Source organism: Streptomyces sp. NPDC052721, assembly GCF_040678315.1.
GTDB lineage: Bacteria > Actinomycetota > Actinomycetes > Streptomycetales > Streptomycetaceae > Streptomyces.
Window position 1 is genome coordinate 13,382 of record NZ_JBFATL010000061.1, and the last position, 22,621, is coordinate 36,002.

Annotated in this window: 25 protein-coding genes; 15 read left to right on the plus strand and 10 right to left on the minus strand. The window is 74.1% G+C overall.

What is annotated here, in order from left to right; translation table 11 throughout:
- The first annotated feature begins 56 nt into the window (after positions 1 to 56).
- From AB0L21_RS36465 to hypA, 10 genes are all read left to right on the plus strand, one after another.
- Entirely contained in the window at positions 57 to 953 is an 897-nt protein-coding gene (locus tag AB0L21_RS36465) for a LysR family transcriptional regulator (protein ID WP_365788421.1), read from the plus strand.
- A 116-nt stretch (positions 954 to 1,069) separates the two neighbouring features.
- Positions 1,070 to 2,590: a hypothetical protein gene (locus tag AB0L21_RS36470; RefSeq protein ID WP_365788422.1), complete on the plus strand. Its 1,521-nt coding sequence runs from the start codon at positions 1,070 to 1,072 to the stop codon at positions 2,588 to 2,590.
- Positions 2,577 to 3,122 (plus strand): hemerythrin domain-containing protein, encoded by a 546-nt coding sequence (locus AB0L21_RS36475; protein WP_365788423.1) that lies wholly within the window; start codon positions 2,577 to 2,579, stop codon positions 3,120 to 3,122. The genes AB0L21_RS36470 and AB0L21_RS36475 overlap by 14 nt, the downstream gene beginning before the upstream one ends.
- Positions 3,119 to 4,210, plus strand: coding sequence for a hydrogenase expression protein HypE (locus tag AB0L21_RS36480; protein WP_365706551.1), 1,092 nt, complete (start codon positions 3,119 to 3,121; stop codon positions 4,208 to 4,210). The genes AB0L21_RS36475 and AB0L21_RS36480 overlap by 4 nt, the downstream gene beginning before the upstream one ends.
- 48 nt (positions 4,211 to 4,258) lie before the next feature.
- Positions 4,259 to 6,058, plus strand: coding sequence for a nickel-dependent hydrogenase large subunit (locus AB0L21_RS36485; RefSeq protein WP_365706553.1), 1,800 nt, complete (start codon positions 4,259 to 4,261; stop codon positions 6,056 to 6,058).
- Positions 6,051 to 6,593: a NifU family protein gene (locus tag AB0L21_RS36490; RefSeq protein ID WP_365788424.1), complete on the plus strand. Its 543-nt coding sequence runs from the start codon at positions 6,051 to 6,053 to the stop codon at positions 6,591 to 6,593. The genes AB0L21_RS36485 and AB0L21_RS36490 overlap by 8 nt, the downstream gene beginning before the upstream one ends.
- The gene (locus AB0L21_RS36495) at positions 6,590 to 7,177 is read left to right on the plus strand and encodes a DUF5947 family protein (protein ID WP_365706557.1); all 588 of its coding nucleotides are present in this window, start codon (positions 6,590 to 6,592) and stop codon (positions 7,175 to 7,177) included. Before AB0L21_RS36490 ends, AB0L21_RS36495 begins: the two co-directional genes overlap by 4 nt.
- Positions 7,178 to 7,203: 26 nt before the next feature.
- Complete coding sequence (locus AB0L21_RS36500) at positions 7,204 to 7,410, plus strand: hypothetical protein (protein WP_365706559.1); 207 nt, start codon at positions 7,204 to 7,206, stop codon at positions 7,408 to 7,410.
- Positions 7,411 to 7,418: 8 nt separating this feature from the next.
- Positions 7,419 to 7,640 (plus strand): hypothetical protein, encoded by a 222-nt coding sequence (locus AB0L21_RS36505; protein WP_365706561.1) that lies wholly within the window; start codon positions 7,419 to 7,421, stop codon positions 7,638 to 7,640.
- 7 nt (positions 7,641 to 7,647) lie between these two features.
- The gene (gene hypA / locus AB0L21_RS36510; RefSeq protein WP_365706563.1) at positions 7,648 to 8,004 is read left to right on the plus strand and encodes a hydrogenase maturation nickel metallochaperone HypA; all 357 of its coding nucleotides are present in this window, start codon (positions 7,648 to 7,650) and stop codon (positions 8,002 to 8,004) included.
- 20 nt (positions 8,005 to 8,024) lie between these two features.
- Here hypA and hypE read toward each other — a convergent pair whose 3' ends face one another.
- Genes hypE through AB0L21_RS36545 form a run of 7 tightly spaced genes read right to left on the minus strand, consistent with a single transcriptional unit; the run spans position 8,025 to position 15,959 of the window.
- A complete protein-coding gene (gene hypE, locus AB0L21_RS36515) occupies positions 8,025 to 9,104 on the minus strand; it encodes a hydrogenase expression/formation protein HypE (RefSeq protein ID WP_365706565.1) in 1,080 nt (359 codons plus the stop codon).
- Positions 9,097 to 10,242, minus strand: coding sequence for a hydrogenase formation protein HypD (gene hypD, locus AB0L21_RS36520; protein WP_365788425.1), 1,146 nt, complete (start codon positions 10,240 to 10,242; stop codon positions 9,097 to 9,099). The genes hypE and hypD overlap by 8 nt, the downstream gene beginning before the upstream one ends.
- Positions 10,239 to 10,529, minus strand: a complete 291-nt coding sequence (locus tag AB0L21_RS36525) for a HypC/HybG/HupF family hydrogenase formation chaperone (protein ID WP_365788426.1) — start codon at positions 10,527 to 10,529, stop codon at positions 10,239 to 10,241. Before AB0L21_RS36525 ends, hypD begins: the two co-directional genes overlap by 4 nt.
- A 3-nt stretch (positions 10,530 to 10,532) precedes the next feature.
- Positions 10,533 to 12,902 (minus strand): carbamoyltransferase HypF, encoded by a 2,370-nt coding sequence (hypF, locus tag AB0L21_RS36530; RefSeq protein ID WP_365788427.1) that lies wholly within the window; start codon positions 12,900 to 12,902, stop codon positions 10,533 to 10,535.
- Positions 12,899 to 13,618 (minus strand): hydrogenase nickel incorporation protein HypB, encoded by a 720-nt coding sequence (gene hypB / locus AB0L21_RS36535; RefSeq protein WP_365706571.1) that lies wholly within the window; start codon positions 13,616 to 13,618, stop codon positions 12,899 to 12,901. The genes hypF and hypB overlap by 4 nt, the downstream gene beginning before the upstream one ends.
- Before the next feature lie 56 nt (positions 13,619 to 13,674).
- The gene (locus AB0L21_RS36540; protein ID WP_365706573.1) at positions 13,675 to 14,253 is read right to left on the minus strand and encodes a hydrogenase maturation protease; all 579 of its coding nucleotides are present in this window, start codon (positions 14,251 to 14,253) and stop codon (positions 13,675 to 13,677) included.
- Positions 14,250 to 15,959: an enoyl-CoA hydratase-related protein gene (locus tag AB0L21_RS36545; protein WP_365788428.1), complete on the minus strand. Its 1,710-nt coding sequence runs from the start codon at positions 15,957 to 15,959 to the stop codon at positions 14,250 to 14,252. The genes AB0L21_RS36540 and AB0L21_RS36545 overlap by 4 nt, the downstream gene beginning before the upstream one ends.
- A 3-nt stretch (positions 15,960 to 15,962) precedes the next feature.
- On the opposite strand from AB0L21_RS36545, the gene AB0L21_RS36550 reads away from it, so the two are divergent.
- Positions 15,963 to 16,193: a hypothetical protein gene (locus AB0L21_RS36550; protein ID WP_365788429.1), complete on the plus strand. Its 231-nt coding sequence runs from the start codon at positions 15,963 to 15,965 to the stop codon at positions 16,191 to 16,193.
- Positions 16,194 to 16,406: 213 nt separating this feature from the next.
- Here AB0L21_RS36550 and AB0L21_RS36555 read toward each other — a convergent pair whose 3' ends face one another.
- Both AB0L21_RS36555 and AB0L21_RS36560 read right to left on the minus strand, forming a co-directional pair.
- Positions 16,407 to 16,931 (minus strand): hypothetical protein, encoded by a 525-nt coding sequence (locus AB0L21_RS36555; protein WP_030641793.1) that lies wholly within the window; start codon positions 16,929 to 16,931, stop codon positions 16,407 to 16,409.
- Positions 16,932 to 17,072: 141 nt separating this feature from the next.
- Complete coding sequence (locus AB0L21_RS36560) at positions 17,073 to 18,344, minus strand: FAD-dependent oxidoreductase (protein WP_365788430.1); 1,272 nt, start codon at positions 18,342 to 18,344, stop codon at positions 17,073 to 17,075.
- 156 nt (positions 18,345 to 18,500) lie between these two features.
- Here AB0L21_RS36560 and AB0L21_RS36565 point away from each other — a divergent pair, with 156 nt between their 5' ends.
- The 4 genes from AB0L21_RS36565 (at position 18,501) to AB0L21_RS36580 (ending at position 21,974) form a co-directional block, all read left to right on the plus strand.
- Positions 18,501 to 18,992 (plus strand): DUF1360 domain-containing protein, encoded by a 492-nt coding sequence (locus AB0L21_RS36565; RefSeq protein ID WP_365788431.1) that lies wholly within the window; start codon positions 18,501 to 18,503, stop codon positions 18,990 to 18,992.
- A gap of 199 nt (positions 18,993 to 19,191) precedes the next feature.
- On the plus strand, positions 19,192 to 19,626 hold the full coding sequence (locus tag AB0L21_RS36570) for a DUF2267 domain-containing protein (protein ID WP_365706583.1): 435 nt from the start codon (positions 19,192 to 19,194) through the stop codon (positions 19,624 to 19,626).
- A gap of 430 nt (positions 19,627 to 20,056) precedes the next feature.
- Positions 20,057 to 20,545 carry an ANTAR domain-containing protein gene (locus tag AB0L21_RS36575; protein WP_365788432.1) on the plus strand — a complete coding sequence of 163 codons (489 nt, stop codon included), beginning with the start codon at positions 20,057 to 20,059 and terminating at the stop codon, positions 20,543 to 20,545.
- A 253-nt stretch (positions 20,546 to 20,798) separates the two neighbouring features.
- Positions 20,799 to 21,974 carry an AI-2E family transporter gene (locus tag AB0L21_RS36580; protein ID WP_365788433.1) on the plus strand — a complete coding sequence of 392 codons (1,176 nt, stop codon included), beginning with the start codon at positions 20,799 to 20,801 and terminating at the stop codon, positions 21,972 to 21,974.
- A gap of 69 nt (positions 21,975 to 22,043) precedes the next feature.
- On the opposite strand, the gene AB0L21_RS36585 is transcribed toward AB0L21_RS36580, so the two are convergent.
- A complete protein-coding gene (locus AB0L21_RS36585; RefSeq protein ID WP_365706589.1) occupies positions 22,044 to 22,601 on the minus strand; it encodes a TetR family transcriptional regulator C-terminal domain-containing protein in 558 nt (185 codons plus the stop codon).
- Between the last annotated feature and the right edge of the window lie 20 nt (positions 22,602 to 22,621).

Below are 22,621 nucleotides of genomic sequence, written 5' to 3' on the forward strand. Positions count from 1 at the left end.
CACGCTCGCCGGAGGATCGCCGCGACGTCCAATACCAGCGTCTATAACCTGCTGGAATGGACGTCGACTCGCGTCTGCTGCGCTCCTTCCTGGCCGTCGCCGAGGAGGGCAGCCTCGTCCGCGCCGCCGAGCGGGTGTACGTGTCCCAGCCGGCCCTGACCAAGCAGATCCGCCAGCTGGAGAGCCGGCTCGGGGTACGGCTCTTCGAGCGCTCACGCACCGGCATGGCGCTGACGGACGCGGGCCAGGAACTCGCGCGCCGGGCCCCGGACGTCCTCGCGGCCTGGGACGACGCCCTGCGCGCCGCGCGGGCCGCCGGCCGGCACACGGCCCGGGTGCTGCGCGTGGGCTTCGTCGCGAGCGCGGCCAACGAGGCGACGCCGGCGATCGTCGCCGAGTTCGCCCGGCGGCGGCCGGGGTGGCGTGCCGAGCTGCGGCAGGCGGCCTGGACGAATCCGAGCGCGGGTCTGGCGGACGGCGAGGTGGACGCGGCGCTGCTGCGGCTGCCGTTCCCGGGGCAGGAGGCACTGCGGGTCGAGGTGCTGTTCAGCGAGGAGCGCTGGGTGGCGCTGCCGAGCGGGCACCGGCTCGCGGAGCGGGCGGAGATCGCCTTCCGGGAGCTGTGGGACGAGCCGTTCGTGGCCGCCCCGCCGGAGACCGGCGCCTGGCGCGACCACTGGCTGGCCGCCGGTGAACGCGAGGGCCGCCCGGTCCGGATCGGCGCGGTCACCGAGCAGCCCGACGACTGGCTGAGCGCCATCGCCAGCGGGTACGGCGTCGCCCTCGCGCCCGCGTCCGCCGCCCGGTTCTACGCCCGCCCCGGCGTGGTCTACCGCCCGGTCACCGGGGTGAGCCCGAGCCGGGTCGCCGTGGCATGGGCACCGGCCGACGACCGGAACCCGGTCGTACGGGACTTCGTCCGCTGCTGCCTGGACCTGGCCCGCACCACGTGACGGACGCGTGTTCTCCCCTGTCCGGCGCAATGACGGTGCGCCGGAGGGGCGAGGGGGCGTGACCGGTGTGACCGTGGGGGTGGAGTCCGCGGACGCACCAGTGGCGAGGAGAGGGCATGGCGAACGGAACCGGCGGGGCCTGTGCGCAGCTGAGTGCCGTCGCGGACGCCGTGCTGTACGAGGGCTATCTGCTCTATCCCTATCGCCGTTCCTCGGCGAAGAACCGGGTCCGCTGGCAGTTCGGGGTGCTGCTGCCCCGGAACTGGGCGGAGCGGGACGGCCCGGTCACGCCCGGTGTCTCCGGCTCCGCCGACTCCTGGTACCAGCAGACCGAGTGTCTGCTGCGGGTGCGGCGCGCCGACGCGGCCGTACGGGTGCGGGTGCGGTACCTGCAACTCCAGCACAAGCAGGTGGAGGCGGCCGACGGGGACGGGGCGCATCGCCCGGTCGAGTCGTTGCGGGCGGCCGACGGGACCGCCCACCTGTCGTTCGAGGAGGCCGTGCCCCGCGAGACGGAACTGGTGCTGCCGCTGGAGGAGTTGCTGCGCGGCGGCCGGAGCGTCGCCGTGGGAGCGCCGGCCGGGGCGGAGTACGAGCCGTTGCCGGCGGGGGCGGGGCGGACGGTGCGCCGGCGCCGGGAGGTGCGGGCCGGGACGACGGTCACCGCCGAGCGGCTCGGGCCCGCGCTGTACCGGCTGCGGGTACGCACCGAGAACGCCGGTGACGCGCCGGACCCCCGGGCCTCCCGCAGTGCGGTGCTGGGGCAGGCGCTGCTCGCCACGCACACCCTCCTCACCGGCGACGGAGTGGAGTTCGTGTCACTGATCGATCCGCCGCCCGCTCTCGCGGAGCAGGTCCGCGGCTGCCGCAACGCGTTCACGTTCCCGGTGCTGGGCGGGGCCCCGCCGCAGTCCGCGAGCGGTGACGGGGCGACGGGCACGCTGCTGCTGTCCGCGCCGGTCATCCTCCCCGACCACCCGCAGGTGGCGCCGGAGAGCCCGGGCGATCTGCACGACGCGGCGGAGATCGACGAGATCCTCACGCTGCGCACGATGCTGCTGACCGACGAGGAGAAGGCCGAGGCCCGGGCCACCGACCCACGGGCCGCGCGGATCCTCGACCGGGTGGACACCATGCCCCGGGAGGTCTTCTCCCGGCTGCACGGCGCCATCCGTTCCCTGACGCCGCGGACCCCCGCGGCCGGACGGCCGCCGGCCCCCGCTGCCGAGCGGCCCGCCTGGTGGCAGGAGGGCGGCGACGACGGGCTGTCCCCGGCGACGGACACCGTGCTGGTGGACGGCGTGCCCGTGGGCGGCGGCAGCCGGGTGCGGCTGCGTCCGCGCGGCCGGGGCGCCGACGCCCAGGACATGTTCCTGGCCGGGCGCACCGCGCGGGTGGCCGCGGTCTTCCACGACGTGGACGGCAGCACGCATCTGGCGGTCACGGTCGACGACGATCCGGCCGCCGAACTCCACGGCTGGTACGGCCGTTTCCACTACTTCCGGCCCGACGAGGTCGAATCGCTCGGCCCCCCTGCCCCACCGGGTCCGGGCCGGCCGATCCGGCCGCAGTCCCCGCGGCCGACCGAGCGTCCGGCCGGCGGGCCGGAGGAGGGACGGTTCGATGGACGCCCTTGACGTCCTCATGCACGACCACCGGATGGTCGAGCAGTTGTTCCGCGACTACGAGGCCGCGGCCTCCGACCGGCAGCGGCGCGGTGTCGTGGAGCTGTTGGTGCGTGAGCTGTCCAAGCACGCGGCTCTGGAGGAGATGCTCCTGTATCCGCTGGCCAGGAAGGTGCTGCCGGACGGCGAGCGGGAGATCGACGAGCACTTGAGCGAGCACATGGGGGTGAAGCAGACCCTCCTCTCGCTCGACCGGCTCGGCGAGGGAGACCAGCGGACCGGCGAGCTGGTGGCGGAGCTGCGCCGTGCGGTGGCGGAGCACATCGAGGAGGAGGAGGGCACCCTGATGCCCCGGCTGCGGGAGGCCGTCTCCCAGGAGGAACTGGACCGGCTGGGCGAGCTGATCGGGCGGGCCAAGGCCGCCGCGCCGACCCGCCCGCACCCGCACGCTCCCGACCAGCCGCCCGCCCTGACCTTCGCGGCCCCCGTGGCCGCGGCCTACGACCGACTCCGGGACCGACTGCAGCGGAGGCCGACGACATGACCACTCAGAGCGGCACCACCGAAGTGACGCGTGAACCCAGCCGGTCCGAGGCGCGCGGGAACGGGTTCGAGGAGATCTACATCCTCTGGATCTCCGAGGGCATGAGCTGTGACGGCGACACCGTGTCCATGACGGCCGCCGGGCAGCCCGGCATCGAGGACCTGGTCGCCGGACTCATCCCGGGCCTGCCGAGGGTGAACCTGGTCAACAAGGTCCTCTCCCCCAGCCTGGGCGGCGAGGACTTCCTCGCTCCCTACCGGGCGGCGGCACGCGGGGAGTTGTCCCCGTTCATCCTCGTCATCGAGGGCTCGGTGCCGAACCAGAACATCATCGAGGGCGACGGCTACTGGACGTCGTTCGGCAACGACCCGGACACGGGCGAGCCGCAGACCCTCAACTGGTGGATCGACCAACTGGCGCCCAAGGCCTGGGCGGTGGTGGCCGCCGGCACCTGTGCCACGTACGGCGGTATCCACGCCATGGCGGGCAACCCCACCGGCTGCATGGGCCTCGCGGACTATCTGGGCTGGGACTTCACGTCGCAGGGCGCGCTGCCGGTGGTGAACGTGCCGGGCTGCCCGATCCAGCCGGAGAACTTCATGGAGACCCTGATCTGGGTGCTCTATCACGCGGCCGGTGCCGCACCGCCGCCCCCGCTGGACCACATGCTGCGTCCGCAATGGCTGTTCGGCAAGACGGTGCACGAGGGCTGTGACCGGGCCGCGTACTACGAGCAGGCGGACTTCGCGAAGGACTACAACTCCCCGAAGTGCCTGGTGAAGACCGGTTGTTGGGGACCGGTCGTGAACTGCAACGTACCCAAGCGCGGCTGGATGGCCGGCATCGGCGGCTGCCCGAACGTCGGCGGCATCTGCATCGGCTGCACCATGCCCAGCTTCCCGGACGCGTTCATGCCGTTCATGGACGAGCCGACCGGCGGTGCCCTGTCGTCCGCGCTGCTCAAGCCGTACGGCGCCGTCATCCGACGGCTGCGCGGGCTGACCAGCATCGCGGTGAACCGCGAACCCAAGTGGCACCACAACGGGCCGGAACTCACCACCGGTTACGACCCGCACTGGCGTCCCTGAGCGCCGGCACCCACCCACGCCTACGACGAACGAGGGGCAGGAAGCGACATGACGACCACCGAGGACCCGACCCGGGTCACCGGGCGCAAGCCCGCGCAGATCGTGGACATGTCCTGGGACCCGATCACCCGGATCATCGGCAACCTCGGCATCTACACGAAGATCGACTTCGCCAACCGGGAAGTCGTGGAGTGCCACAGCACCTCGTCGCTCTTCCGGGGCTACTCGGTGTTCATGAAGGGCAAGGACCCGCGCGACGCCGGGTTCATCACCTCCCGGATCTGCGGCATCTGCGGCGACAACCACACCACGTGCTCCAACTACGCCCAGCAGATGGCCTACGGCGTCAAGCCGCCGCGGATGGCCGAGAACATCACCAACCTGGGCGAAGCGGCCGAGTACATGTTCGACCACACGCTCTTCCAGGACAACCTGGTCTTCGTGGACTTCTGCGAGGCGATGGTCAAGGCGACCAACCCCGGTGTGCTGGCTCGCGCAGAGCGCACCGACGCGCCCCGCGGGGACATCCACGGCTACCGGACCATCGCGGACATCATGCGGGCCTTCAACCCCTTCGAGGGCGAGGTCTACAAAGAGGCGCTGAAGGTCAGCCGGGTCACCCGGGAGATGTTCTGCCTGATGGAGGGGCGGCACGTCCACCCCTCCACGCTGTACCCGGGCGGCGTCGGCACGATGCCGCAGCCGAACACCTTCACCGACTACCTCGCCCGGCTGATGCGCGTCATCGACTTCGTGAAGAAGGCGGTGGCGATGAACGACGACGTCTTCGACTTCTTCTACGAGGCCCTGCCGGGCTACGAGGAGGTCGGCAGGCGCCGCATCATGCTGGGCTGCTGGGGCGCCTGGCAGGACCCGGACGTGGTCGACTACCGGTACGAGAACATGGACCGCTGGGGCAAGGCGATGTACGTCACCCCCGGCATCATCGTCGACGGCAAGCTGGTCACCAACAACCTGATCGACATCAACCTCGGCCTGCGCGTCCTGCTGGGCAGCTCCTTCTACGACGACTGGGTCAACGAGCAGCCGTTCGTCACCCACGACCCGCTCGGCAACCCCGTCGACATGCGCCACCCCTGGAACCAGACCACCGTCCCGGTGCCGCAGAAGCGGGACTTCGCCGGCAACTACAGCTGGGTGATGAGCCCGCGCTGGTACCACCCCGAGACGGGTCAGCACCTGGCGCTGGACACCGGCGGCGGCCCGCTCGCCCGGCTGTGGTCGACCGCGCTGAGCGCCCTGGTCGACACGCCGTACGTCAAGGCCACCGGCGACAGCGTGCGCATCTCCCTGCCCAGGGGGGAGGAGCTGCCGGAGACCACCCTGGAGTGGCGCATCCCCCAATGGAGCAACACCATCGAACGGGACCGCGCCCGGCCCTACTTCGTCGCCTACGCCGCCGCCATGGCCCTGCAGTTCCTGGAGCAGTCGATGGCGCTGCTGCGGGCCGGCGAGACGAAGATCTTCGAGGACTACGAGGTGCCGGACGAGGCGATCGGCTGCGGCTTCCACGAGGCGGTGCGCGGTGTCCTCTCCCACCACCTGGTGATCAGGGACCAGAAGATCGCCAACTACCACCCGTACCCGCCCACCCCGTGGAACGCCAGCCCGCGCGACATCTACGGCACCCCCGGCCCGTACGAGGACGCCGTCCAGGGCCAGCCGATCTTCGAGGAGAACGGCCCCGACGACTTCAAGGGCGTCGACATCATGCGCACCGTGCGCAGCTTCGACCCCTGTCTTCCCTGCGGAGTGCACATGTACATGGGCAAGGGCAGGACGCTCAGCACCGTGCACTCGCCGACGTACGGAGCGAACCATGGCTGACGCCGTCCGGCTCGCGGATCCGGTGGTCGAGGCGCGGCTGGCCCGGCTGGACGAGCTGCTGGCCGGGCTGGAGTCCGCGCCCGGTCCCGCGGCGGCCGGCGCCGTCGAGGCCGTGCGGGTGCTGACCGAGGTCTACGGCGAGGCCCTGGCCCGGGTGCTCGACCTGGCCGGTGAGCAGCCGGCCGCACGGCTCGCCGAGGACGAGTTGCTGGGGCATCTGCTGGTGCTGCACGGGCTGCACCCCGAGCCGCCCGCGCGGCGGGCCGAACGCGCCCTCGACCGGCTGCGGCCGGCGGTGCGCGAGCGCGGCGGCGACGTGGAACTGGTCGGCGTCGACGGGCAGGTGGCCCGGGTGCGGGTCACCGAGGCGGGTGGCTGCGGGTCCGGCTGCGGCGGCGGGCCGACGGTCGCCGACGCCGTACGGGAGGCCGTGCTGGCGGCCGCCCCCGAGCTGACGGCGGTCGAGCAGCTGCCCGCTCCGGCCGCCCCCGCCTTCGTACCGCTGGACTCGCTGCTGGTGCGGGAGGCGCGGTGAGAGTGGACGGTGCGCTGGCCCGGGTCATCCGCTCGGCCGCCGAGCGGGACCGTCCCGAGCGGTGCGACCTGTGCGCGCAGGCCGTGCCGGAGGAGCACCGCCATCTGTACGCCGCCGACCGCGAGGAGCTGTTGTGCGCCTGCGGGGCGTGCGCGGTGCTGTTCGCCGGTGAGGGTGCGGGCGGCGGCCGGTATCTGCTGGTGCCGAGCCGCCGGGTGCGGCTGGCCCCGGTGGACACCGGGCCGCTCGGGGTGCCGGTCGGGCTGGTGTTCTTCGTGCCGCGCGCGGACGGCACGCTCACCGCGCAGGGCCCGAGCCCGGCCGGGGCGATGCGCTGGGAGGTGGAGGCGGACCGCTGGGCGGAGATGTGCGCCGCGTGTCCCGCGCTGGCGACCATGGCACCCGAGGTGGAGGCTCTGTTGGTGAACACCGTGCGGGGCCTGGACCACCACTGGATCGTGCCGGTGGACGACTGCTTCCGGATGGTCGCGCTGGTCCGCCGGGAGTGGCGCGGCCTCGCCGGAGGCGGCCGGGTCTGGCCGGCCGTGGAGCGGTTCTTCGCGGAGCTCACCGAGCGGCCGTGAGGGCCTGGCAGGAGAGGAGAACGGCGATGAGCACCATCCGAGTGGGCCGCCCGCAGGCGAAGCCCGACACACCCGGGCATGTGCGCGGGCTGCACCAGGGCAACAAGGGGCCCTACAAGCACCAGACCGGACACCACAAGGACGGCACGTCCGACGCGCGCCGTTCCACCGGGATCCACTGGAAGCGGCACAACGCCACCATGAAGATCATGCCGAACATCTCCCCGGGATGAGGAACAGGATGAGACAGCACAAGGGCATCGCCATGAGGATGCGGCCGGCGGGAACGACGGCCGGACCGGTGCGGACGGGGACGACGGCGCAGCGCGTGCTGATCGCACAGGGTGTCGCGCTCGGCGCCCTCACGCTCGGGCTGCTCGTCCTCGAACTCCCGGGCATCGTCCGGGAGGTGCGCATCTGGCGCATGATCAAGCTGCGGTCCGGCGCCGGGCGTCCGCGCTGAGCCGGCCGTGCACGAGCTGTCGATCGCGACCGCGATCGTGGAACAGGCGGCGGAGATCGCCCGCGCGGACGGCGCGGACGGTGTGGCCTCGGTGACCGTCCGGGTCGGGGAGCTGGCCGGTGTCGTGCCGGACGCGCTCCACTTCGCCTTCGAGGTGGCCCGCGACGGCACGGCGCTCGCCGGAGCCCGGCTGATCGTGGAGCAGGTGACGGCGCGGGCCTGGTGCGAGGCGTGTGCCGAGGAGTTCGCGCTCGGCATGCCGCCGTTCTTCTGGTGCCCGCGCTGCGACCGGCCCTCGCAGGAGCTGCGCGGCGGCCGGGAGCTGGAGATCACGGACGTGGAGCCGGTCCCGGCCCCGGCCTGACGGCGGGGCCGGGGGCGGTCTCAGCAGATCCGGGGCAACTGCTCGCCCAGCGGCAGGTCCAGCACCCGGGTGCCGCCGAGGCCGGTGGCGACGACCACCATGCCCGGGTGGTCCGCGACGCACTCGCCGACGAGGGCGGCGCCCGTGCCCTGCGGGTGGCAGCGCATGGCCGCCAGGACGGCCTCGGCGTGCTCCGCGGGGACGAAGGCGACGAGCCGGCCCTCGTTGGCGACGTACAGCGGGTCGAGGCCGAGGAAGCCGCAGGCGTTCGCGACCTCGTCCGGGACCGGGACGGCCCGCTCCCGCAGCCGTACACCGGTGCCGGAGGCGCGGGCGATCTCGTTGAGGGACGCGCCGAGGCCGCCCCGGGTGGGGTCGCGCAGCACGTGGATGTCCGGGGTGACCGCCAGCATGGCGGCCACCAGGTCCGCGAGCGGCGCGGTGTCGGAGGTGATCTCCACGCCGAACTCCAGGCCCTCGCGCACGCTCAGGACGGCCACCCCGTGCAGGCCGATCGGACCGCTGACGAGGACGGCGTCGCCGGGCCGGGCGCGCTGCGGGCGGATGTCCACTCCCTCGGGGACCAGGCCGACGCCGGCGGTGGTGACGTACACGCCGTCGCCGTGCCCCGACTCGACCACCTTGGTGTCCCCGGTGGCGATGGTGACGCCGGCGGCCCGGGCCGCGTCACCCATGGCGCGGGCGACGCGCTCGACCACGGCCAGTTCCACGCCCTCCTCCAGGATGAAGGCCGCGGAGAGGTGGGCGGGCCGGGCCCCGCTCATCGCCAGGTCGTTGACCGTGCCGTTGACGGCGAGGTCGCCGACGCTGCCGCCCGGGAAGAACAGCGGGCGTACGACGTAGGAGTCGGTGGAGAAGGCCAGCCGGGCGCCGCCGAGGCCGAGGACGGCCGAGTCGGTGAGCGCCGCGAGTGTGGGGTTGCCGTAGGCGGGGGCGAAGACCTGCTCGATCAGTTCCGCCGACAGGGCGCCGCCTCCGCCGTGGCCCATGACGACGACCGGCTGGTCGCGCAGGGGTGCGGGGCAGGTCCAGTTCGCGGGGTCGACGGGAGCGGTGTCCGTGGTGGCGAGGTCAGCCAACGGGGTTCATCTCCTCGCGCGGGATACGGGATCCCTGGGGTGCCGGGCTGTCGGTCATCCTGCGGTACAGGTAGTAGGCGGCGCAGGCGCCCTCGCTGGAGACCATGGTGGCGCCGAGCGGGGTGCGCGGGGTGCAGGTCGTGCCGAACGCCGCGCACTCGGTGGGTTTGATCAGCCCCTGCAGGACGTCGCCGGCGCGGCACACGGCGGGTTCCTCGGTGCGAATGCCGGTGACGTCGAAGCGGTGTTCGGCGTCGTACGCGCGGAAGGCGTCGGACAGCCGCCAGCCGCTGTCCGGGATGCGGCCGATGCCCCGCCAGTTGCGGTCGGTGACCTCGAAGACCTCCTCGATCATGCGGACGGCCGCCGGGTTGCCCTGGTCGCGCACGGCACGGGGGTAGGCGTTCTCCACCCGGTGCTCGCCGCGCTCCAGCTGGTGGACGGCCCGCCGGATGCCTTCGAGGATGTCCAGCGGCTCGAAGCCGGTGACGACGATCGGGACGCCGTGCCGTTCGGCGAGGTCCGGGTACTCGGCGGTGCCCATCACGCTGCACACGTGCCCGGCGGCGAGGAAGCCGCGCACCCGGCAGGTGGGGGCCGCCATGATGGCCTCGATCGCCGGGGGGACCCGGACGTGGGACACCAGCAGGCTGAAGTTGGCCAGGCCCAGGCGGCGGGCCTGGTGGACGGCCATGGCGTTGGCGGGGGCGGTCGTCTCGAAGCCGATGGCGAAGAACACGACCTGCCGGTCGGGGTGTCTGCGGGCCAGGTCCACGGCGTCCAGCGGCGAGTAGACGACCCGTACGTCACCTCCCTCGCCCTTGACCCGGAACAGGTCCCGGCCGGTGCCGGGCACGCGCAGCATGTCCCCGAAGGAACAGAAGACGACGTCGGGGCGCGCGGCGATCTCCAGGGCCTTGTCGATGACGTCGAGTGGGGTCACGCACACCGGGCAGCCGGGGCCGTGGATCAACTCCACCTCCTGTGGGAGGAGTTGGTCGATGCCGTGGCGGATGATGGAGTGGGTCTGGCCCCCGCAGACCTCCATCAGGGCCCAGGGCCGGGTGACCGTGGCGTGGATCTCGTCCAGCAGCCGGCGCGCCAGTTCCGGGTCGTTGAACTCGTCGATGTACTTCACCGGGCCTCCGTCCCGCTCTCCTGCCGTGCCGCCTGCTCCCAGGCGTCACCGAACTCCTCCTCCAGCAGCCCCAGTTGTCCGAACAGCTCCAGGGACGCGCGGGCCGATTCCTCGTCCAGGCGCTGGAGCGCGAAGCCGACGTGGACGATGACGTACTCCCCCACCTGGATGTCGGGCAGGTACTCCAGACAGGCCTGTTTGCGTACGCCGCCGAAGTCGATCAGGCCGGTGAGCGGGTCGGCACGGTGGTCGATGGACACGACCTTGCCGGGCACTGCCAGACACATGGGTCACTCCGTCTCGTGGTGGGCTGCTGTTCCCGCGACCATCAGCTGGCCGAGTGCCAGACCGCCGTCGTTCGGGGGGACTTCGCCGTGCCGGAGGACGGTGAGGCCGGCCGTGGTGAGCAGCGCGGTGGTCTCCTCCTCCAGCAGGGCGTTGGCGAAGACACCGCCGGTGAGGACGACGGTGGTGAGGCCGGTCTCCGCCCGGGTCCGGCGGCAGAGCTGCGCCACCGCCCGGGCGACGCCCCGGTGGAACCGGGCGGCCAGGACGGGTACGGGGGTGCGGCGGGCCCGGTCGTGCAGCAGGGCGCGGAGGGCGGGGGCCGGGTTCATTTCCCAGCCGGCCGGGAGCTGCCGGCCGGCCGGCTGACGCCACTCGGTGACCCCGAGCGGGTAAGCGCCCGTGTCCGCGTCCCAGGCCTGCAGCGCCGCCGCCTCCAGCTCCAGCGCCGCCTGCGCCTCGTAGCCGGCGCGGTGGCACAGCCCCACGAGGGACGACACGGCGTCGAAGAGCCGGCCCATGCCGGAGGTCGGCACACAGGCCAGTCCGCGCGTCAACTGCTGCCGCAGGACGGTGAGTTCGGTCTCGGTGCAGGCCTCGACGCTCGGCAGTGCGGGTTCCCACGGCAGTCCCGCCGTCCACAGCCGGGCCAGGGCGAGCCGGCAGGGGTTGGCGACGCCGGTGTCGCCGCCGGGCAGCGGGGCGGGGGTCAGACGGGCGAGGCGCCGGTAGCCGGTGTAGTCGGCGAGCAGGATCTCGCCGCCCCACACCGTGCCGTCGTCGCCGTATCCGGTGCCGTCGAAGGCGACGCCGATCACGGGTGTGCGGCCGTCCAGGCCGTGTTCGGCCATCGCCGAGGCGATGTGGGCGTGGTGGTGCTGGACCAGCACCGGTTCGCCCAGGCCGAGGCGCGCGGCCCGGCGGGTCGAGTGGTAGCCGGGGTGGCGGTCGGCGGCCACCAGGCGGGGGGTGACTCCGGTGAGGCGGGTGAGGTGCCGTTCGGCGCGTTCGGCGGCGGCGAGGCCGGCCAGGCCGCCGAGGTCGCCGATGTGCGGCCCGAACCAGGCCTGGTCGCCCTCGCCCAGGCAGAGGGCGTTCTTGAGGTCGCCGCCGGTGGCGAGCGTGGGGCGGACCGGGAGGGGGAGGCGCAGGGGGCGGGGGACGTAGCCGCGGGAGCGTCGCAGGACCTGTGCGGTGCCGTCGGGGCGGACCCGCAGGAGGGAGTCGTCGCAGGGGGAGGCGATGGGCCGGTCGTGGGTGAGCCAGGCGTCGGCGAGTCCGGCCAGCCGGGTCAGCGCCTCGGCGTCGTCGGTGACGATGGGTTCGCCGGAGCGGTTGCCGCTGGTCATGACCAGGATCCGGGGCCCGGACGGGTCGCCGGGCAGGCCGAGGAGCAGGGTGTGCACGGGGGTGTAGGGCAGCAGCAGACCGACGTGCGGGCTGCCCGGGCAGACCTGGTCGGCGAGACGGAGGCCGTCCGGGGGTGTGCGGCGGCGCAGCAGGACGATGGGGCGGCGGGCGCTGGTGAGCGCGGCCCGTTCGGCGGCGGAGAGCACCGCGACGCGTTCCGCCGTCTCCAGGTCGGCGCACATCACGGCGAAGGCCTTGCCGCCCCGCTCCTTGCGGCGGCGCAGGGTGGCGACGGCCCGGGCGTCGGTCGCGTCGCAGGCCAGGTGGTAGCCGCCGACGCCCTTGACGGCGACGATCCGCCCGGCGGCGAGCAGTGCCCGTGCCGTCGTGAGGGCTTCCGCGTCCCGGGCCGGGCGGACGCCTAGGCCCGCGGCCGGGACGAGGGCGAGGCGCGGGCCGCAGTCGGGGCAGGCGACGGGCTGGGCGTGGAAACGCCGGTCGGCCGGGTCGCCGTACTCGCGGGCGCAGGCGGGGCACAGCGGGAAGCCGGCCATGGTGGTGGCCGGCCGGTCGTAGGGCATGCCGGTGGCGACGGTGAAGCGGGGGCCGCAGTGGGTGCAGGTGACGAAGGGGTGGCGGTGCCGGCGGTCGCCTGGGTCGGCGAGTTCGCGCAGGCAGTCGGCGCAGGTCGCGGTGTCGGGCGGGAGCTGGGTGCGGCCCGGGGAGTGTTCCGTGGGGCGGATGGTGAAGGGGCCGGTGGCGCCGGTGGCGGGGACGTCCTCGCAGCCGACGCCGGTGACGGTCGCGAGCGGGGGCGGGTGCTCGGTCAGCCGGCCGGCGAACCGGTTCACGTCGTCCGGCGGGCCCTCGACCTCGATGAGCACGCCGTCCGCGGTGTTGCTCACGAACCCGGTCAGCGCGAGCCCGGCGGCCAGCCGGTGCACGTACGGCCGGAAGCCGACGCCCTGGACCGTGCCGCGCACGGTGATCCGGCGGCGGACCGGGCCGGTGACGGGCGCGGTCACGAGACGGGGGCGGAGGCGGGGTGGTGGTGCGGGTGCGGGGCGAGCGGCGGGCGGTGCGGCGGGGCGCCGTCGCGGGCGGCGAGGGCGCGGTCGAGCAGGGTGCCGACGCCGGTGCCGGTGCGGGCGCAGGTCCGGATGATCTCCACGCCCGGGTTGACCTGGTGCACGTTCTCGTGGAAGAGGCTCTCGTCGAAGCCGGCTGGTCCGGCCAGGTCGGTCTTGGTGATCACGACGAGGTGCGCGGAGCCGAACGCGGTCGGGTACTTCAGCGGCTTGTCCTCGCCCTCGGTGACCGCCATCAGCACGATCCGCAGGGTCTCCCCCAGGTCGTAGGCGGCCGGGCAGACCAGGTTGCCGACGTTCTCCACGAAGAGCACCGAGGTGTCCGGCGGCAGCCAGCCGGTCAGCCGGGCGCTGACCTGCCGGGCCTCCAGGTGGCACAGCCCGTCGGTGAGCAGCTGCTGGACGGGCGCGCCGGACCGGGCCAGCCGGACGGCGTCGTTCTCGGTCGCGAGATCCGCGGTGAGCGCGGCGACCGGGACGCCCCGCTCCCCGGCGCGGGCCAGCACCCGGGCGAGGAGTTCGGTCTTGCCGCTGCCCGGGCTGGACAGCAGGTTGACCAGGGTGACGCCCTGCCGGGCGAGGTCGTCGCGCAGGCTCGCGGCCAGGCCGTCGTTCTTCGCCAGCACGGCCTGTTTGACGTCGGACCGGCACATGGGCGCTGCTCCTCGGGTGCGGTGATGCCCGGGCCGCGTCCTGCGGCCCGGGGGTCTCACCGATCTTCGGCTGCGCCGGGCGCCGTGCCGGGCAGCGCAGCCGGGTGCGGGGTCCCGGATTCCATCGGGCAGCCCAACGGGGGCAGGGGCCCGGCCGGGTCGGCGAGGAGGGCGGGGACGAGCGCGTGCAGCGCGTCGACGGCCCGGTCGACCGCCTCCCGCACCGGTGCGCTGAGGCCCGGGAGGAGGTCGTCGTCGCGGGGCAGGACGCCGGGTTCGCAGGCGAGGACGAGGACCCTGGGCAGAGGCTCGTCGCCCAGGTGGGTGGCCAGGGCCAGCACCTTCGCCGGGTCCATGCCGTGGGCCTCGGGCGGGACGGTCCCGTCGGGGGGCTCGGCCTCGATCAGGGAGAGGGTGCCGGGGCGGTGCCCGCGCGGGGCCGCGTCGACGAGGACGGCCGTGGCACAGCCGGACAGCAGGTCGTAGGCGAGGTCCAGGCCGCGGATGCCGTAGTCGTGGACCCGTGCCCCGGGTGGCAGCGGGCGCTGTTCCAGGGCGCGGATCACCTCGGGGCCGAAGGCGTCGTCGGCGAGGAAGATGTTGCCGACGCCGGCCACCAGCAGTCGTGGCGTCACCGGGTGTGTCCGGCGGCCGGGGCGAGGGGCCGGGCCGAGCCGCCCGGTGTCTTGCGGACGAAGGCCGAGCGCAGGGCGTGGTAGGGCGCCTCGGGGTCGAAGAAGAGGGCGTGCATGCGGGCCAGTTCCGCCTCCCGGTACCGGGCGAGGGGCCGTTCCCGCTCGTCGGCGGCGCGGGCCGCCGCCTTGGCGGCGATCCGCCGGTCCAGGTCGGGGGTGGCGGCGAGCCCGGTCGCCAGCCGCTCGACCTCGGCCGCGAAGTCCCGCGGCGTGGCCGGGACCAGCCGGTCCACGAGGCCGAGCCGTGCGGCGGTCGCGGCGCTGACCGGCAGGGCCTGCGTCGTCAGCCGTTCGGCCTGCTCGGGACCGACGCGGCGCGGCAGGGTGTACGTCCAGAACTCGGAGCCGTACAGGCCCATGCGCCGGTAGTGCGGGTTGAGGACGACGCCGGTGCGGCACCACACCTGGTCGGCGGCGAGGGCGAGCATGGCGCCGCCGGCCGCCGCGTTGCCGGCGAGCGCGGCGACCACCAGGCGGTCGGTGGTGCGCAGTACGGCCTCCACGAGGTCGTCCATGGCGGTGAGGTTGGTCCAGGACTCCTGGGCCGGGTCGGGGGCCGCCTCGATGACGTTCAGGTGGATGCCGTTGGAGAAGAAGTCGCGGGTGCCGCCGAGGACGAGGACGCGGGTGGGGCGGGTGAGCGCCTCGGTGTAGGCGGCGAGCAGTCTGCGGCACTGGTCGGTGCTCATCGCGCCGCCCGGGAAGGAGAAGGCGAGGAAGCCGGTGTCGCCGTGCTGCCGGTAGCGGATGTCGGTCCAGGTGCGCCGGCCGGGCGGGAGGTCCAGCGGGGCGGGGACCTCCGGGAGGGCGAGGCCGGGCCGGTACGCGGCGAGGACCGAGGCGGCCGGGCGCCGGAACGGCGCCGGGTCGCCGGAGTTCTTGCGGGGGCGCAGTTCCGGGATCCAGACCGCGCCGTCCCGGGTGGCCCGGCAGACGGCGCCCGCGCGCTGGGCCAGCAGGGTGCCGGGACGGCCGCGCAGCTCGTCCTCCGGGTGCCCGCCGTGCAGGAACACCTCGTGGCCGAGGAGTTCGTCCAGGGCGCCCGGCTGGGAGTCGGCGCCGCGGAGCTTGCGCAGGACCGTCCCGGTGTCGTCGTGCTCCCAGTCGATCCGCCGCCGCTCCTGCCGGAAGGCGTCGCGCCAGACGACCGTGACCGACTCGTCGGTCTGCGGGAGGGGCTTGTACGCGCCGTCTGCGTAGCGCCGTACGGCCGTCAGGACGGCGGTGACGGCGGCGTCGGAGGCCTCGTTGCGGTACAGGTCGCTCTTGCCGACGGGCGGCACGGGGAACGGCTCGGCCGCCCAGACCGGGCCCGCGTCCATCGCCGCCTCGGCCTGGAGCACGGTCACGCCCCACTGCCCGGCCCCGCCGGCGAGGGCCCAGTCAAGCGAGGACGGACCCCGGTCGCCCGGCGGGCCGGGGTGCACGATCAGGCAGGTGTGCTCCCGCCACACGTCCTCGGGCAGGGCCGTCCTGAGCATCGGCGCGATGATCAGGTCGGGGCGCAGCTCGCGCACGGCGGCCCGGACGGGGTCGGGGCCGTGCGCGGCGAGCACGACGTCCAGCTGGTGCCCGAGGTCCGACAGTTCGGCGTACAGGCGCTGGGAGAGGCTGTTGAACGCGCTGGCGACGAGCAGAATGTCCATGACATGGCATGGTCGTCGCTCGCCCGGGTGCCGGGAAGGACCGCTGCGGCGTTTCGCCGGCCGCGGTCAGGTCTCTTCCTCCATCCGGATCGCATCGCGCAGATCCTCGAAGGCCTGGCTCCGGTCGTCCCGGTGCGCCTCCAGCAGGGCGGCGGCGATCGCGTCGAGCTTGCGCTGGATCGCGTGCTCGGCGCGCGTCTCGGCACAACCGGAAGAACAGCGGTGAGCTGGTGAAGTTCGAGGCGTATCCGGCGAGCTGCTCGAACCGGCCGCGGCGCGGGCCGCCGCGGTGGACGGGGTTCTCGAAGGTCATGGCCGGGCTTTTCCCGCGACGGGCGGCTTCCGCATCAGGTCAGCAGACCCCTGTGGGGGCGTACGACACCGGGGGCCTGTGCTGTGCCGGTGAGTCCGCCGGAACGGACGCGCGCCGCGGCGGGCCCCGCCGTCTCAGGCCGCGAGGGTCTCCCCCGGGGCGAGGCGGTCCACGAGCTGGTCGTGGTGCAGCTCGGCCACCGGCCACAGCAGGTCGGGGTGACGGAGCAGGGCCGCCGCGCGGCGGTCGCCGTCGTCGGGGGTGAGCAGCCGGCGGAACTCGGTCGGCGTCGCGGCGTGCTCGCTGCCGGCGAGTGCGGCGACGGCCAGATCGGCCAGCTCGGGGTCGGTGAGCAGGGCCGCGGCCCAGCTGGCCACGACCTCGTCCACCCAGGTGCGCCAGGCCCAGTCCTCGGCCGGGTGCTCGCCGGCGCGTTCGGCGCCGGCGATCCAGTCGAGGCGGGCCGCGCCTCCGGGACCCGCCATGGTGACCAGGCCGGCGTCGATCGCCGTGGGATACCGCAGCCAGGCGGCGACCGTCACCGCCTGCCGGGCCTGTGCCTCGCACAGCGCGGAGGCCAGCGCGCCGCCGCACGGGGGGTAGGCGACCGTCAGCCAGCGCGCCGTCGCGGCTATCAGGGGAGACAGATCAGTGAGCACAGCCGGGCCGTCCGAGGTGCGAAGGGGTACAGGGCTCCACGCAACGGTAGCCCCGCGCCGGGCACGGCCGGGAGGGGGTGCGTACCAGGTCATATGTGACCTGACCCACGCACCGGGCCCCTCCGCCCGCCTCTCACCCGCTCACCGGGAGCTTCCGCCCGCCGGTGTGCCCGCCGTCCGCGGTCGCACCGCCTCCTCGGGCGGGCGTTCCCGCAGGGCGCCGTAGGCGATGAAGTACGCGGGGACGCGGCGCAGCCACGGCGCGCCGCTGAGCAGGTCCGCGAGGCGCTGGGCGCGCTCCGCGCCGCCCAGGGGCGGCCGGCCGCGCAGGACCGGCGCGATGACGCGGGCGTGGGCCGCCCGCTGCAGCGCCTGGGTGACGACCGTGGTGGGACGGCGGCGGCGCTGCACACCGCGTACGTCACGCAGCCCCACCGTGCCGCGGCGCAGGGGCCCGACCAGGTGGCGGGCCGTGGCCACGGCGTCCTGCACGGCGAGGTTGATCCCGATGCCGAAGACCGGGGACATGGCGTGCGCGGCGTCGCCGATGCACAGCAGACCGGGGCGGTGCCAGCGGCGCAGCCGGTCCAGGTGGACGTCGAGGAGCTTGACGTCGTCCCAGGAGCGCAGGGTGTGCGTCCGGTCGGCGATCCAGGGGACGGCATCGGCGAAGGCGGCCAGGAAGCGGTCCAGGCCGGCGGCGCGGCGCTCGGCGTCGGTGCCCTTGGGGATGAGCGCGGCGCACTGCCAGTAGTCGCCGCGGTCGATCATCGCGGTGAGGAAGCCCTCACCTGCGCCGCCGACGAGCCCGCTCGGGTCGCCTTCGCGCCGCGGCAGGCGGAACCACCAGGCGTCCATCGGGCAGGTGAAGTGGTGCAGGCCCAGTTCGGGGAGGGAGCGGGCCAGTGAGCCGCGGCCGTCGCAGGCGACGGTGAGGAGGGCGCGCAGCTCGCCGGTGCGACCGTCGGAGGTGCGGTAGCGAACCCCGGTGACCCGTCCGGACCCGACGATGAAGCCGGTGGCCTCCGTGTTCATCCTCAGCTCGAAGGACGGCTCGCGGCGGGCCTGGTCGGCGAGGAGGTCGAGCAGGTCCCACTGGGGCACCATCGCGACGTAGTTGTGCGGACCGGGCAGCGCGGAGAGGTCCGCGACGGTGACCGCCGAGCGGCCGGCGCCCAGCGGCAGCTGGACGGTGCGGACGGGGCGCTGCGGCAGCCGGGCGAACTCCCCGGCCAGACCGAGGTCGTCCAGCAGCGCCAGGGTCGACGGGTGGACCGTGTCGCCGCGGAAGTCGCGCAGGAAGTCGGCGTGCTTCTCCAGCACGGTCACCGCGATCCCGGCCCGGGCCAGCAGCAGGGCGAGCACCATGCCCGCGGGGCCGCCCCCGACGACACAGCATGTGGTTTTTTCCATGGTGGTTCTGCCCTTCTCGTCGAGAGCAGTAATTCATCAGATGATGAATACTATACCCCGGGCGGACCGGAAGGTCACGTGTCGCCACCGTGGAGGGGGGAACTCGTTGCGCTTCCTGAGCAGGACCGCAGACGCCCCGGGAGGCTGGGAGGTCACATGGCCACGGACGCCGCACGCTACGACGAACGGGGCGAGGTCCCGCTGGGAGGCTATGCCGCCCTCGCCAGCGTGTTCCTGGCGAGCACCGGCACCTTCGCGCTGCTGGCCCGGCACCGGGGCGTCCGCCTGCCGCAGCAGGTGCCGCCCTGGGACGTGGCGCTGCTGGGCGCGGCGGCGTACAAGACGTCGCGGGTGCTGGCCAAGGACAAGATCACCAGCTTTCTGCGGGCGCCGTTCACCCGTCGCGCGGACGAGGGCGAGGCGAGCGAGGTCATGGACGAGCCCCGCGGCGACGGGCTCCGGCGCGCGGTCGGCGACCTGGTGTCCTGCCCGTTCTGCGTCGCCGCCTGGACCACCGGGGCCCTGGTGTGCTCCTACGCGGCGGCGCCCCGGTTCACCCGGCTGGTGTGCGGGGGCTTCGGCGCGCTGACGGTGGCGGACTGGCTGCAGTACGCGTGGACGTGGACCCAGCAGACGACGGAGAGCTGAGGCCGGACCGCGGCGGTGACGGCTGTTCGTCGTCCGGCTGTCCGTCGTCCGTCGGGGCGGTCGGCGCCGGCCCCGCGTCCGCCGTGCACACCGCGCACGTCGGTCGGTGACCGGGCGCCGCTGCGGGGTACTCGCCCGGTGCCGCTGCGCCCGGGGGGGACGGGCGTGGTCGGCACTTCGTGCGGAAGGGACCGGTCTCATGCGGCACGACGAGATGATCGGAAAGGTGCAGGCGCTGGCCCAGCTGCCGGACCGGGGGACGGCCGAGCGGGCGGCGCACGCGGTCGCGAGCACGCTGGCGGAGCGGCTACCGGCCGGGCTGGCCCGGCATGTGGCCGCCCAGCTGCCGCCGGACATGGCGGCGGCCATGCGGGAGGCGGCCGACGCGTCCGCCGGACCGGACTCCGGTACGGCGGCCGAGCGGTTCGGGCTGACGGCGTTCGCCGGACGCATCGCCGTCCGGGCCGGCACCGACGAGGAGACGGCGCTGCGGGAGGCCGCCGCCGTCATGGAGGTGCTGGACGCCGCCCTCGCCCCGGAACTGACCGAGCGGATGGCCGGGGCGCTGCCGGCTGACATCCGCGAACTGCTGCCGGTGGAGCGCGCGGTCCAGGACACGGGGAGGTGGGGCTGACACCGTTGCCGGGGTTGCCGGGCTGACGTGAGCCGGGGCGGCGGGGAGCGGGGCTGACACGGAGTGGGGCCCGTGAGGAGCCGGGCTGGCACGGGCCCGTGAGGACCGGGCGGACACGAAGCCCGGCCCACGAGAAACCGGGCTGGCACGGAGTCGGGCCCGTGAGGAGCCGGGCAAACACGGGCCTGTGAGGAGCCGGGCGGACACGAAGCCCGGCCCGTGAGATGCCGGGCTGACACGAAGCCCGGCCCACGAGGAGCCGGCTCGCAGGCGTCCGGACGGCGTCGGGAGACGGGTGTTCGGGGTGGGGTGCGCCGCACCGCGCGGGCCGCACAGCGTGACCGGGGTCCGCGAGGCTGGTTGAATTCGTGTGCAAGCGCCCACCGGGGGCAGGCGTAGCAGTGACGCCCCCCATCCGAAAAGGTGCTCCATGGCCTTCTTCGCCCTCTCCCGGCACCAGCCCCTGGTCCTGCTCTCAGCCACCGACCTCGCGTCGGAGTACCACCGATTGCAGGAAGAGAACCGGCAACTGCAGCGCGCCGTGACCTCGCATGCCGTGATCGACCAGGCGATCGGTGCCGTCGTCGTCCTCGGGCGGACGGCACCGGAGGAGGCCTGGCGTGTGCTGCGGGACGTCTCCCAGCGCACGAACGTCAAGCTGCGCACGGTCGCCGAGCACATCCTGGCGTACGCGCAGGGCGGCACGCTTCCGGAGCCGGAACGGATCGAACTCGGGAAGGCGATCGTCCGCTACCGCCGGTGCGAGGAGCCCGCGGTGCTCAGTGACGACCTGCCCGCGTCGGCAGACGGTGCCGGGCACGACGGGCCGCCCGGGGCCGCTCCAGCCACCGGTCCTCGGCCTGGTCCCGCCGGTACAGCGGCAGACCGGGCACGGGGAGCAGCACAAGCGCGACGGTGATCGCTGGAGGTACCCCCTCCTGCCGGCGACACCCGGCGGTGCCCGGGACCTGGTGCGTCCCCCCTCGCCGGTGGTGAAGGTCCTGTGGCGCGCTCTGTCCCGACGTGATCCTTTCCAAACGTTCTCGGACGGCAGGCCTTCGCGCCACAGGCCCCCGGGTGCGTTCGGCGCGCCCCTTCCGCGTCCTGTGCTTACGGTGCTGTGGAGGTGACCGGCTGTCAGGTGCCTCTCAGGGCGGAGAGGAGGTGGGACGGTGGTGGGCGATGCGCGCCGGCGGGTGGCCCGGCGGAGCGGTGGGCGGCGGGCCGGGCGCGCGGTGCCGGGCAGCCGGCCGGCGTACTCCGTGCGGCTGCCGTCCGTCACCCGCCCGGAGCCGCGGGTGCCGCCGGCCGAGCGGACGGTGCCGTGGCTGCGGATCGCCGCGGCCTACGCCTGGCGGCTGATCCTCGTCGGCGTCGTCGTCTACGGCGTCTTCAGCGTTCTCGGCAGCTTCCAGCTCATCGCCGTCGCGCTGTTCCTCGCGCTGGTCGTGACGTCCGTACTGCGCCCGCTGACCGATCTGCTGAGCCGGTTGCTGCCGAGGCCGCTGAGCGTGGCGATCGTGCTGGTGGGCAGTCTGGTGCTGCTGCTGGGCCTGCTCGCGCTGGTGGGCAGCGCGGTGGCGGGCGAGTCGGCCCGGCTGGCGGGTGAGTTCCGGGGCGGTGTCCACCGCATCGAGGAGTGGCTGCGACGGCCGCCGTTCCGGCTCAGCGCCGACGCGCTCGCCGGGCTGCAGCGCCAGGTGACGCACTACGTCTCCACCCACCGGGCGGCTCTGCTCAGCAGCGCGGTCAGCGAGCTGGGCCGGGTGGTGGAGCTGATCGCGGGCGCCGCGCTGGCGCTGTTCGCCTCGGTCTTCTTCCTGTACTCGGGCGAGCACCTGTGGAGCTGGGCGCGGGACCAGCTGCTGCCGAGCGGTGCCCGCCCGGTGTGGGACCGGGCGGGGCGGGCGGCCTGGCGGACCTTCGCGGGATACACGCGCGGCATCATCATCGTGGCCGCCACCAACGCCGTCCTGGTGGGAGTGGTCCTGCTGGTGCTGCGGGTACCGCTCGCGCTGCCGCTGACCCTGCTGGAGTTCTTCGCCGCGTTCGTGCCGCTGGTGGGCTCTCCGGTGGCGCTGGGGGTCGCCACGGTCGTCGCGCTCGCCGGGCGGGGTCCGCTGACGGCGGTCGGCGTGCTGGTGCTGATCGTGGTGATCGGCCAGTTGGAGGGACATGTGCTGCATCCGCTGGTGATGAGCTGGGCGGTGCGGCTGCATCCGCTCGTCGTGGCCGTGTCGGTCATCGCGGGCAGCATCGTCGCCGGGGTGATCGGCGCCGTCGTCGCGGTCCCGCTGGTCTCGGTCGTCTGGGCGGTTCTGCGGGCGCTGCGCGCGGTGCCACCGTGACGGGACCCCACGGGCGGTGGCGCTGAAGAGGGCCGCCCCCGTCATCGTGAGGAGCCGTCGTCGTACGGCTCAGCGCAGGGCGGCCGCGACGAGGCCGCGGATCTCCTCCTCCTGGACGCTCCCGCCGTGCACCAGGCGGTCGAAGACCAGGCCGTCCACGCAGGTCAGCAGGGTCACCGTGCGGTCCTCCGGGTCCGCGACGCCCTGCGCGGCGAGGAATGCGCGCACGATCCGCCGCCCCTGGTTCTCGCGGGGCACGAGGATCTCGCGCAGTTCGGGGTGGTGCGCGCTCTCGACGGCGCAGGCGTAGCGGGCGAGGGACCGCCGACGGCCCTCCCCGGTGAGCCGTACCGCGACCAGCGCGGCGATGCCCGCCGTCAGTTCGTCGGCGGTCCGCGGTACGGGCGTGGCGGCGCCCCTCTCCTCCAGCTCCGCCTGGTCGAGCGCCACCAGACGCCGGACCAGTGCGGTGAGGAGGGCCTGCCGGGTGCGGTAGTACGCGGAGGTGGTGCCGGGCGGCAGCTGGGCCGCGCGGTCCACGGCGCGGTGTGTGAGCCCGCGCATGCCGGTGTCGGCGAGCACGGTGATCGCCGTGTCGGCGAGGAGAGTCCGTCGGTCTGTGGCCACCCCCTCTTTCTACACCCGCC